Source organism: Pseudomonas sp. FW305-E2 (genome assembly GCF_058782925.1).
Genome location: NZ_JBYSYE010000029.1, coordinates 35,446 through 47,250, shown reverse-complemented (window position 1 = coordinate 47,250; position 11,805 = coordinate 35,446). Strand labels below are relative to the sequence as shown.

9 protein-coding genes are annotated in these 11,805 nt (G+C 60.6%); all 9 read right to left on the bottom strand.

The features are described from left to right. Positions 1-178: 178 nt before the first annotated feature. The gene (sucD, locus tag AC3WLP_RS19510; protein WP_003254203.1) at positions 179-1,063 is read right to left on the bottom strand and encodes a succinate--CoA ligase subunit alpha; all 885 of its coding nucleotides are present in this window, start codon (positions 1,061-1,063) and stop codon (positions 179-181) included. Beyond that, positions 1,063-2,229, bottom strand: a complete 1,167-nt coding sequence (gene sucC / locus AC3WLP_RS19505) for an ADP-forming succinate--CoA ligase subunit beta (RefSeq protein ID WP_003254205.1) — start codon at positions 2,227-2,229, stop codon at positions 1,063-1,065. The genes sucD and sucC overlap by 1 nt, the downstream gene beginning before the upstream one ends. Before the next feature lie 171 nt (positions 2,230-2,400). After that, on the bottom strand, positions 2,401-3,837 hold the full coding sequence (gene lpdA / locus AC3WLP_RS19500; RefSeq protein WP_014755881.1) for a dihydrolipoyl dehydrogenase: 1,437 nt from the start codon (positions 3,835-3,837) through the stop codon (positions 2,401-2,403). A gap of 93 nt (positions 3,838-3,930) precedes the next feature. Continuing rightward, entirely contained in the window at positions 3,931-5,154 is a 1,224-nt protein-coding gene (odhB, locus tag AC3WLP_RS19495; RefSeq protein ID WP_003254209.1) for a 2-oxoglutarate dehydrogenase complex dihydrolipoyllysine-residue succinyltransferase, read from the bottom strand. 42 nt (positions 5,155-5,196) lie between these two features. Further along, positions 5,197-8,028, bottom strand: coding sequence for a 2-oxoglutarate dehydrogenase E1 component (locus AC3WLP_RS19490; protein WP_003254210.1), 2,832 nt, complete (start codon positions 8,026-8,028; stop codon positions 5,197-5,199). A 246-nt stretch (positions 8,029-8,274) separates the two neighbouring features. Beyond that, the gene (locus AC3WLP_RS19485) at positions 8,275-8,979 is read right to left on the bottom strand and encodes a succinate dehydrogenase iron-sulfur subunit (protein ID WP_003254212.1); all 705 of its coding nucleotides are present in this window, start codon (positions 8,977-8,979) and stop codon (positions 8,275-8,277) included. An 11-nt stretch (positions 8,980-8,990) separates the two neighbouring features. Continuing rightward, entirely contained in the window at positions 8,991-10,763 is a 1,773-nt protein-coding gene (gene sdhA, locus AC3WLP_RS19480) for a succinate dehydrogenase flavoprotein subunit (RefSeq protein ID WP_003254213.1), read from the bottom strand. Positions 10,764-10,766: 3 nt separating this feature from the next. Further along, complete coding sequence (gene sdhD / locus AC3WLP_RS19475) at positions 10,767-11,135, bottom strand: succinate dehydrogenase, hydrophobic membrane anchor protein (protein WP_003254214.1); 369 nt, start codon at positions 11,133-11,135, stop codon at positions 10,767-10,769. Further along, the gene (gene sdhC / locus AC3WLP_RS19470) at positions 11,129-11,515 is read right to left on the bottom strand and encodes a succinate dehydrogenase, cytochrome b556 subunit (protein WP_008091902.1); all 387 of its coding nucleotides are present in this window, start codon (positions 11,513-11,515) and stop codon (positions 11,129-11,131) included. Before sdhC ends, sdhD begins: the two co-directional genes overlap by 7 nt. Positions 11,516-11,805: the final 290 nt, after the last annotated feature.

Here is an 11,805-nt window from a genome sequence, read left to right as displayed (position 1 = left end):
GCGCGACCGAGGACAGCAGGCATTATCCTCGGATTGAAACATTCGTCTGCGTGAAAATTCCTATTAAACCTGTCGAAGAATCTCTATCGCCAGCACCGGCCTCTTCGCTCCTACGAACCCCACATACGACAAAGGCCACCCGAAGGTGGCCTCTGTGCGCGTGGGGGGTGTAGCAGTATTACTTCTTGGCTTCCCAGCCAGTCAGCTCGGCCAGGGCCTTGCCGATGTCAGCCAGCGAACGCACGGTTTTCACACCCGCGTCCTGCAGGGCGGCGAACTTCTCGTCCGCAGTACCCTTGCCACCGGAGATGATGGCGCCAGCGTGGCCCATGCGCTTGCCCGCAGGTGCGGTAACACCGGCGATGTAGGAAACGACAGGCTTGGTCACGTGGGCCTTGATGTAGGCCGCGGCTTCTTCTTCAGCCGAACCGCCGATCTCACCGATCATCACGATCGCTTCGGTCTTCGGGTCTTCCTGGAACAGCTTCAGGATGTCGATGAAGTTGGAGCCCGGGATCGGGTCACCGCCGATGCCGACGCAGGTCGACTGGCCGAAGCCGGCGTCGGTGGTCTGCTTCACAGCTTCGTAGGTCAGGGTGCCGGAACGCGAAACGATACCGACCTTGCCTGGCAAGTGGATGTGGCCTGGCATGATGCCGATCTTGCACTCGCCCGGGGTGATGACACCTGGGCAGTTAGGGCCGATCAGGGTCACGCCCAGCTCGTCGCACTTGACCTTGGCATCCAGCATGTCCAGGGTAGGAATGCCTTCGGTGATGCAGACGATCAGCTTGATGCCGCCAAAGGCAGCTTCCAGGATCGAGTCTTTGCAGAACGGAGCGGGTACGTAGATGACCGAAGCGTCAGCGCCGGTAGCTTCCACGGCTTCCTTGACGGTGTTGAACACCGGCAGGCCCAGGTGGGTGGTGCCACCCTTGCCTGGGGTTACGCCGCCGACCATCTTGGTGCCGTAGGCAATGGCCTGTTCGGAGTGGAAAGTACCCTGCGAGCCGGTGAAGCCCTGGCAGATGACTTTGGTATCTTTATTGATCAGGACGCTCATTACTTGCCCTCCGCAGCTTTGACAACTTGTTGAGCAGCGTCGGTCAGGCTGGTTGCCGCAATGATGTTCAAACCGCTTTCTGCCAGTACTTTAGCGCCCAGTTCGGCGTTGTTGCCTTCGAGGCGAACGACGACCGGAACTTTAACGCCGACTTCTTTCACTGCACCAATGATGCCTTCGGCAATCATGTCGCAGCGAACGATGCCGCCGAAGATGTTGACCAGAACGGCCGCGACATTGCTGTCGGACAGAATGATCTTGAACGCTTCGGTAACGCGCTCTTTGGTAGCACCACCGCCAACGTCGAGGAAGTTGGCCGGCTTGCCGCCGTGCAGGTTGACGATGTCCATGGTACCCATGGCCAGGCCGGCACCGTTGACCATGCAGCCGATGTTGCCTTCAAGGGCAACGTAGTTCAGTTCGAACTTGGCAGCGTGGGCTTCCCGGGCGTCGTCCTGCGACGGGTCGTGGAAGGTTTTCAGCTTCGGCTGACGGTACATGGCGTTGGCGTCGATGTTGATCTTGGCATCGAGGCAGTGCAGGTCGCCATCGGCCTTGATCACCAGTGGGTTCACTTCCAGCAGCGCCAGGTCATGATCCTTGAACAGCTTGGCCAGGCCAACGAAGATCTTGGCAAACTGTTGAACTTGCTTGCCTTCCAGGCCCAGCTGGAAAGCCAGCTCGCGACCCTGGAACGGCTGAGCGCCGACCAGTGGGTCGATGGTGGCCTTGAGGATTTTCTCAGGCGTTTCGTGAGCGACTTTCTCGATGTCCACGCCACCTTCGGTGGAAGCCATGAACACGATACGGCGGCTCGAACGATCGACTACAGCGCCCAGGTACAGCTCTTTGGCGATGTCAGTGCAGGATTCGACCAGAATCTTGGAGACGGGTTGACCGTTGGCATCGGTCTGGTAGGTAACCAGATTCTTGCCCAACCACTGTGCAGCGAACGCCTTGGCGTCTTCCTTGCTGCGAACCAGCTTTACGCCGCCCGCTTTACCGCGACCACCCGCGTGAACCTGGGCTTTTACAACCCACTCGTTCCCGCCGATCTTGTCGCAGGCTTCTGCAGCTTGCTCAGGGGTATCGACTGCGAAACCCTTGGAAACTGGCAGGCCGTACTCAGCGAACAGCTGCTTACCCTGATACTCGTGAAGATTCATGCTTTTTACCGTCTTCGTTAGGTACTGCGCTTCGGCGCTGCGCCATCAGTGGCGCCGCACCACCTGTGACCGTTGACCCCGGGTTTCCCGTGTGATCCGGTCCGGCGGACTTTCCGCGGTGAGTCATGCACGCAAGACTCACGACGGGCAGCCCGCCGTGGTTTCTTATAATTAACGCTTCTTACGGTTGGCCACGTGAATGGCGCCGCCATTCACCGCCAGCGCTGCTTCATGCAACGCTTCGGACAGGGTTGGATGGCTGAAGACCATCATGCCCAGATCCTCGGCACTGGTGCCGAATTCCATTGCGATTGCGCCCTGCTGCACCAGTTCGGCAGCCGATGGGCCAATCACGTGAACACCCAGAACGCGGTCGGTCTTGGCATCGGCGATGACCTTGACGAAACCACCGGTGTCGTTGGCAGCCATCGCACGGCCGCTGGCCGCGAACGGGAAGGTGCCCACGTTAACCTCAACGCCCTCGGCCTTCAAGGCCTGTTCGGTCTTGCCGACCCACGCGATTTCCGGGTGGGTGTAGATGACCGATGGGATCAGGTCGTAGTTCATCTGGGCCTTGTGGCCCTTGATGCGCTCGACGACCATGATGCCCTCTTCCGAAGCCTTGTGGGCCAGCATCATGCCGCGTACCACGTCACCGATGGCGTACACGCCCGGAACGCTGGTGGCGCAGTAATCGTCGACGAAGATGTAGCCACGCTCGTCGATGGTCACGCCGCTGTCGGCAGCCAGCAGATCGGTAGTCACCGGGCGACGGCCGACGGCAACAATCAGCTTGTCGAAGGTGATCTTCTGCTCGCCTTCGGCGTTGGTGTAGGTCACTTCGACTTCATTGCCGTTGACTTTCGAGCCGGTGACGCGAGCGCCCAGCTTGATGTCCAGGCCTTGCTTGGTCAGGGTCTTCTGGGCTTCTTTCGACACGGCGGTGTCGGCAGCCATCAGGAAGGTGTCCAGGGCTTCCAGGACGGTCACTTCAGCACCCAGGCGAGCCCATACCGAGCCCAGCTCCAGGCCGATCACGCCTGCACCGATAACGCCCAGGCGCTTCGGTACGGCCTGGAATTCCAGGGCGCCGGTGGAGTCGACGATGACGTTCTGGTCGACCGGGGCCGGCGGAATGTCGATCGGGCGCGAGCCGGAAGCCAGGATCACGTTCTCGGCTTCGATGATTTCGGTGGTGCCGTCAGCCTTGGTGACTTCGACTTTCTTGCCGGCCAGCAGCTTGCCGTGGCCCTGGATCGAAGTGACGCCGTTGGCCTTGAACAGGGTGGCAACGCCACCGGTCAGGTTCTTGACGATGCCCGCCTTGCGGCCAACCATCGCGGCCACGTCCATCTTCACTTCGCCAGTGGAGATACCGTGGACGTTGAAGCTCTCTTTGGCTTCCTTGTATTTCCAGGAGCTGTCCAGCAGCGCCTTGGATGGAATGCAACCTACGTTCAGGCAGGTGCCGCCCAGGGCCAGCTTGCCCTCGGCGTCGGTGTACTTCTCGATACAGGCAGTCTTCAGACCAAGTTGTGCGGCCTTGATGGCAGCCACATAGCCGCCTGGGCCTGCACCGATTACCACTACGTCGAATTTCTGGGTCATAAAAGATTCCTTATCAGCTACAAGCTACAAGCCGCGAACCGCGCGGCATGGCTTCTCGCGAAGCCAGGCCCGGCACGGTACGCAGCCAGAGGGTTAGATGTCCAGCAGCAGGCGAGACGGATCTTCCAGCAGGTTCTTGATAGTGACCAGGAAGGTTACCGCTTCCTTGCCGTCGATCAGGCGGTGATCGTACGACAGCGCCAGGTACATCATCGGGCGAATCACGACCTGGCCATTGATGGCCATCGGGCGCTGGATGATGTTGTGCATGCCGAGAATGGCAGCCTGCGGCGGGTTGACGATCGGGGTCGACATCATCGAACCGAAGGTGCCACCGTTGGTGATGGTGAAGGTACCACCGGTCATCTCTTCGATGGACAGTTTGCCGTCACGGGCCTTCTTGCCGAAGGTAGCGATGCCGTTCTCGATTTCAGCCAGGCTCATCGACTCGGCGTTACGCAGCACCGGCACCACCAGGCCACGGTCGCTGGACACGGCAACACCGACGTCGGCGAAGCCGTGGTAGACGATGTCGTTGCCGTCGATCGAGGCGTTGACAGCCGGGAAGCGTTTCAGCGCTTCGGTGGCAGCCTTGACGAAGAACGACATGAAGCCCAGGCGCACGCCATTGTGGGTCTTCTCGAACAGGTCCTTGTACTTCGAACGCAGGGCCATGACTTCGGTCATGTCCACTTCGTTGAAGGTGGTCAGCATCGCCATGTTCGACTGGGCTTCGACCAGACGCTCGGCGATCTTGGCACGCAGGCGGGTCATCGGCACGCGCTTCTCGGTACGGTCGCCAGCGGCGACGACAACCGGGGCAGCGGCAGCAGCGGCAGGCTTGGCAGCCGGTGCAGCGGCAGGAGCCGACTTCTTGTTGGCAACAGCAGCAACCACGTCTTCCTTGGTGACGCGACCGCCTTTACCGGTGCCTGCCACGGTAGCCAGGTCGATGCCGTTTTCTTCAGCCAGCTTGCGCGCAGCCGGGGCAGCGATCGGGTCATCTTCGCCGGCGTCAGCGCTGGCAGCGGCCGGAGCAGCTGCAGGTGCGGCGGCCGCGGCAGGCGCGGCGGCAGCACCGCCTTCAACGATCGAACCCAGCAATTCGTCGGACAGGACGGTGTCGCCCTCGCCCTTGACGATGTCGCCCAGCACGCCATCGGCAGTCGCCAGTACTTCCAGGACAACCTTGTCAGTCTCGATGTCGACGATCAGCTCGTCACGCTTGACGGCTTCGCCCGGCTTCTTGTGCCAGGTGGCAACGGTGCCATCGGCAACCGATTCCGGGAAGGTTGGGGCTTTGATCTCGATAGCCATTATCTGTGTTTCCTTAAATTCGGTTTCAGGTGCGCGAAGGCGTTAGACAGTGAAGGCGTCTTGCAGCAGTTTTTCCTGCTGTTCGGCGTGCTTCGAAGCGTAACCACAGGCTGGCGCGGCAGAAGCGTCGCGACCGGCGTATTCCAGGACCAGTGCCTTGTTGTGGCGGCCCAGGATACGGCGCATGTGGTGCTGGCTGCTGTACCAGGCACCCTGGTTCATCGGCTCTTCCTGACACCAGACCGCATGCTTGAGGTTGGTGTAAGGGGCGAGGATTTCGACCAGATCGTCCTCAGGGAACGGATACAGCTGCTCGATACGCAGGATGGCGATGTCTTCGCGGCCTTCGGCACGGCGTTTTTCCAGCAGGTCGTAGTAGACCTTGCCGCTGCACAGCACCAGACGCTCGACCTTGGCCGGATCGATTGCGTCGATTTCCGGGATCACGGTCTGGAACGAGCCTTCTGCCAGGTCTTCCAGGGTCGAGATGGCCAGCTTGTGGCGCAGCAGCGACTTCGGCGTCAGGACGACCAGCGGCTTGCGCAGCGGGCGAATGACCTGGCGACGCAGCAGGTGGTAAATCTGTGCCGGCGTCGTCGGTACGCAGACCTGGATGTTGTGCTCGGCGCACAGCTGCAGGTAACGCTCCAGACGCGCGGAGGAGTGCTCCGGCCCCTGCCCTTCATAGCCGTGTGGCAGCAGCATGGTCAGGCCACACAGGCGGCCCCACTTGTGCTCACCACTGGTGATGAACTGGTCGATCACCACTTGCGCACCGTTGGCGAAGTCGCCGAACTGGGCTTCCCAGATCACCAGCGCGTTCGGCATGGTGGTGGAGTAGCCGTATTCGAAGGCCAGTACCGCCTCCTCGGACAGGAACGAATCGTACAGATCGAAACGTGGCTGGCCAGGGAACAGGTTCTGCAACGGAATGTAGGTGCTGGCGTCCTTCTGGTTGTGCAGCACCGCGTGACGGTGCGAGAAGGTGCCACGGCCGATGTCCTGGCCGGTCATGCGGATCGGGTGACCTTCGAACTGCAGGGTGGCGTAAGCCATGGTCTCTGCATAACCCCAGTTGATCGGCAAGCCACCGGCCTGCATCTTCTGACGGTCTTCGTAGATCTTCGACACCTGACGCTGGACCACGAAACCTTCCGGCAGCTCGAGCAGCTTGGCCGACAGATCCTGCAGGGTCTTGAGGTCGAAACGGGTGTCGTGACGCGCGGTCCAGGCATGGCCCAGGTACGGACGCCAGTCGACGAACAGCTCGCGGTTCGGCTCCTTGACCAGGCTTTTCACCACGTGCAGGCCATTGTCCAGCGCGTTGCGGTACTCGTCGATCTTGGCCTGAGCGCGCTCGGCGTCGATGCGACCGGCCTGGATCAGCTGCTCGGCATACAGCTCACGGGTAGTGCGCTGCTTGCTGATTTGCTGGTACATCAGCGGCTGGGTGCCGTTCGGCTCGTCAGCCTCGTTGTGGCCACGGCGACGGTAGCAGACCAGGTCGATGACCACGTCACGCTTGAACTGCATGCGGTAGTCGATGGCCAGCTGGGTGACGAACAGCACGGCTTCCGGGTCATCGCCGTTCACGTGCAGGATCGGTGCCTGGATCATCTTGGCAACGTCGGTCGCGTACTCGGTGGAGCGCGCATCCAGTGGGTTGCTGATGGTGAAACCAACCTGGTTGTTGATCACGATGTGCACGGTACCGCCGGTCTTGAAACCGCGGGTCTGCGACATCTGGAAGGTTTCCATGACCACGCCCTGGCCAGCGAACGCAGCGTCGCCGTGGATCGAGATCGGCAGCACCTTGTCGCCAACGGTGTCGTTGCGGCGGTCCTGACGGGCGCGCACCGAACCCTCGACCACCGGCGAAACGATTTCCAGGTGGGACGGGTTGAACGCCATGGCCAGGTGCACTTCGCCACCCGGGGTCATCACGTTCGAGGAGAAGCCCTGGTGATACTTCACGTCACCGGAGCCCAGCTCGTTCATCTTCTTGCCTTCGAACTCGTCGAACAGCTCGCGCGGGTTCTTGCCGAAGGTGTTCACCAGCACGTTCAGGCGGCCACGGTGGGCCATGCCGATCACGACCTCCTTGGCGCCGTAAGAGCCGGAACGCTGGATCATTTCATCCAGCATCGGAATCAGGCTCTCGCCGCCTTCAAGGCCGAAACGCTTGGTGCCCGGGTACTTGGTGCCCAGGTACTTTTCCAGGCCCTCACCGGCGGTCACGCGCTCGAGCAGGTGGGCCTGCACGTCAGCGGAAAACTCCGGACGGCCGCGCACGCTTTCCAGGCGCTGCTGGAACCAGCTGCGCTGCTCGGAATCGACGATGTGGGTGAATTCGGCGCCAATGGTGCGACAATATGTCTTCTGGAGTGCATCGAAGATGTCGCGTAGGCTCGCCTCCTCTTTGCCGATGAACAGGTCGCCGGCACGGAAGGTCGTATCAAGATCGGCATTGGTCAAGCCGTAGTGATTGATCGACAGGTCTACAGGCGCAGGGCGCTGCCACAACCCCAACGGGTCGAGCTTGGCAGCCTGATGGCCGCGCATACGATAGGCCTGGATCAGTCGCAGAACTTCAACCTGCTTCTTCTCGTGTTCACTGCTCACGCTCCCGGCGGAAACCGGTTGAGCGCGGCGCTGGTTCTTTGCCAGCAGTACGAAATGGTCGCGGATTGTCGAGTGCGATACATCAGTAGCGGTGCTGCCGTCGGCTGGCAACTTCTGGAAGTAAGTGCGCCACTCTTCTGGCACAGCGTTAGGGTCGTGCAGGTAGAGCTCGTAGAGCTCTTCCACATATGCAGCGTTACCACCTGAAAGGTGGGCGCTATCCCACATGCGCTGCATCACGCTTTCTTGCATGCTTGGTCACCCTCGATTAGGGGACTGATCGGCGAGAGCCACAGCAAACCTGGAAAAGTCCGAAAACAGCGACTGAACCACGCCACCTGGATCCTGCTGATTTTCCGGGTACCAGCCCGGAAAGCCCCTGCTGGTCTCATATCTTCATAGGTAATGAACGCGGGCTTTGTGGGCCCTTGTTCGGGTTTTACCTCAGTGCGGGCTCACCACCCGCACCTCGGCTTACTGCAGGTACAACGCTTTGTATCAGGTGCCGCTTTGCAGCAGCATGTTACGTACGTGACCGATTGCCTTGGTCGGGTTCAGACCTTTCGGGCAAACGTTTACGCAGTTCATGATCCCGCGGCAGCGGAATACGCTGAACGGGTCATCCAGGGACGCCAGGCGCTCCTGAGTCTTGGTATCGCGGCTGTCGGCAAGGAAGCGGTAGGCTTGCAGCAAGGCTGCCGGGCCCAGGAACTTGTCCGGGTTCCACCAGAACGACGGGCAGGAAGTCGAGCAGCACGCGCACAGGATGCACTCGTACAGGCCGTCCAGCTTGTCACGGTCTTCCGGCGACTGCAGGCGCTCGATGGCCGGGGCCGGGGTGTCGTTCTGCAGGAACGGCTTCACCTTCTCGTACTGCTTGTAGAAGATGCTCATATCGACCACCAGGTCACGAATGACCGGCAGGCCTGGCAGAGGACGCAGAACCAGCTTGCCGCCCTTCACGACCGCCGACAGCGGGGTGATGCAGGCCAGGCCGTTCTTGCCGTTCATGTTCATGCCATCGGAACCGCAAACGCCTTCACGGCAGGAGCGACGGTACGAGAAACCCTCGTCCTTTTCCTTGATCAGTGCCAATACATCCAGCACCATCAGGTCCTTGCCGCCGGTATCGACGTCGAACGACTCCATTTTTGGCGCCGAGTCGGTGTCCGGGTTGTAACGATAAACTTCGACTTTCAACATAGCAGCCACCCTTAGTAAGTCCGGACTTTTGGTTCGAAGGCTGGAACAGTCTTCGGCGCAAAGTTGACGCCGCGCTTGGCAACGCGCTTCTCACCCGGGTAGTACAGGGTGTGGCACAGCCAGTTTTCGTCGTCACGGTCTTCGAAGTCTTCACGGGCGTGAGCGCCGCGGGACTCTTTACGGGCTTCCGCCGCGATGGCGGTAGCTTCGGCAACTTCCAGCAGGTTCTGCAGCTCCAGCGCTTCGATACGCGCGGTGTTGAAGGCCTGGGACTTGTCGTTGATCTTGACGTTGGCGATACGGTCACGCAGACCGGCCAGTTGCTCGATACCCTTCTGCATGTATTCGCCAGTACGGAATACACCGAAGTAGTTCTGCATGCAGCTCTGCAGCTCGCGCTTCAGGCTGGCAACGTCTTCACCGCTGGTACGCTCGTTGAGCTTGTTCAGGCGGTTCAGGGCAACATCGACGTCGGTGTCGCTGGCGTCGCGGTATTCCACGCCCTCGCTCAGCGCCTTCTCCAGGTGCAGGCCGGCAGCACGGCCGAACACCACCAGGTCGAGCAGCGAGTTGCCGCCCAGGCGGTTGGCACCGTGAACCGATACGCACGCCACTTCACCTACGGCGAACAGGCCCGGGATGATGTGATCCTGACCGTCGGCGTCCATGGTGATGGCCTGGCCATGGATGTTGGTGGCAACGCCGCCCATCATGTAGTGGCAGGTTGGAACCACCGGCACCGGCGCGACCACAGGGTCGACGTGGGCGAAGGTCTTGGACAGTTCGCAGATACCTGGCAGGCGGCTGTGCAGCACTTCCTCGCCCAGGTGGTCCAGCTTCAGCAGTACGTGGTCCTTGTTCGGGCCCACGCCGTTGCCGGCGATGATTTCCTTGACCATGGAACGGGCAACCACGTCGCGGCCGGCCAGGTCTTTGGCGTTCGGCGCGTAACGCTCCATGAAGCGCTCGCCGTGGGCGTTGATCAGGTAGCCACCTTCACCGCGGCAACCTTCGGTGACCAGTACACCGGCGCCGGCGATACCGGTCGGGTGGAACTGCCACATCTCGATGTCCTGCACCGGCACGCCTGCACGCAGGGCCATGCCGATACCGTCACCGGTATTGATCAGGGCGTTGGTGGTGGACGCGTAGATACGGCCTGCACCGCCAGTGGCCAGTACGGTGGCCTTGGACTTGATGTACAGGGTTTCGCCGGTTTCGATGCAGATGGCGATCACACCCACGAATGCGCCGTCCTGGTTCTTCACCAGGTCAACTGCGTAGTACTCGTTGAGGAACGTGGTGCCCGCTTTCAGGTTGCCCTGGTACAGGGTGTGCAGCAGCGCGTGACCGGTACGGTCCGAAGCGGCACAGGTACGGGCGGCCTGGCCACCTTTACCGAAGTCCTTGGACTGACCACCGAACGGGCGCTGATAGATGCGGCCGGTTTCAGTGCGCGAGAACGGCAGACCCATGTGGTCCAGTTCGAAGACCGCAGCCGGGCCTTCCTGACACATGTATTCGATAGCGTCCTGGTCACCGATGTAGTCGGAACCCTTGACGGTATCGTACATGTGCCAGCGCCAGTCGTCGTTCGGGTCGGCCGAAGCAATGGCGCAGGTGATGCCGCCCTGGGCGGATACGGTGTGCGAACGGGTCGGGAAGACCTTGGTGACTACGGCAGTCTTGTGGCCGCCTTGAGCCAGTTGCAGCGCTGCGCGCATGCCGGCGCCGCCACCACCGATGATGATGGCGTCGAAGGAAATGGTTGGAATGCTAGCCATGGATCAGATACCCCAGAGAATCTGCACACCCCAGACGAAGTAAGCGAACATCGCAACGCCGCATACCGCCTGGAACAGGAAACGAATCGCAGTTGCCGACTTGCCGAACGACATAGGCGTCAGGTAGTCGGTTGCAATGGTCCACATGCCGACCCAGGCGTGAGCGCCCAGGGCAACGAGGGCCAGCAGACTGAAGATCCGCATCGCGTTGTTGGAGAACAGACCATGCCACTGGGTGTAGTCGATGCCTGGGTGGGCGACCACGTAGCCGATCAGGAAGAGGAAGTAAGCCGCGAGAACGACCGCAGAAACGCGCTGCGCCATCCAGTCATAGAGGCCCGAACGCGACAGGTTCGTGACATTGGTTACCATACCCAAACTCCCACCAGAACGATCAGCACCACGGAGATGACGATCACGATTTTCGAGCCCAGCTTGCCGCCTTCCAGCGTCTCACCGATACCCATGTCCATGATCAGGTGACGAACACCTGCCACGAGGTGATAAAGCAGGGCGGACAGCAGACCCCAGGTCACGAACTTGGCCAGCGGGCTGGTCAGACACGCCTTCACCTCACCGAAGCCTTCCTCGGAACCCAGCGACTTGCCCAGTGCATAAAGCATGATGGCAAGGCCGATGAACAGGATGACGCCGGAGATACGGTGCAGGATGGACGTGTACGCAGTGACGGGGAGCTTGATGGTCCTTAGGTCTAGGTTTACAGGTCGTTGGCTTTTCACGGCTTTTTTCACACTGAAGAGCCCCTAGCGAATCAGGGCAAAGTTGTTGGTAAGTGTACTGGTCAGGTACCCACCACCCAGGGAACGGCGACCCCCAGCAGTTCGGGCTTGCAAGCCCCTGGCGGTCGGGTGCCGAGTATAGACAGTTAGGCTGCTTATGACAACGTGACGGGGTAGCCCAAATAGCGCATTGCCTTTAATGAACAAAAGGCGTAAATGGGCGAGAATTTCGGGAAAAATCAGGCTTGAATGCCTGATTCAACAAGCCTTTAGGCAAATTGACATCTGAATTTATCCCTCTA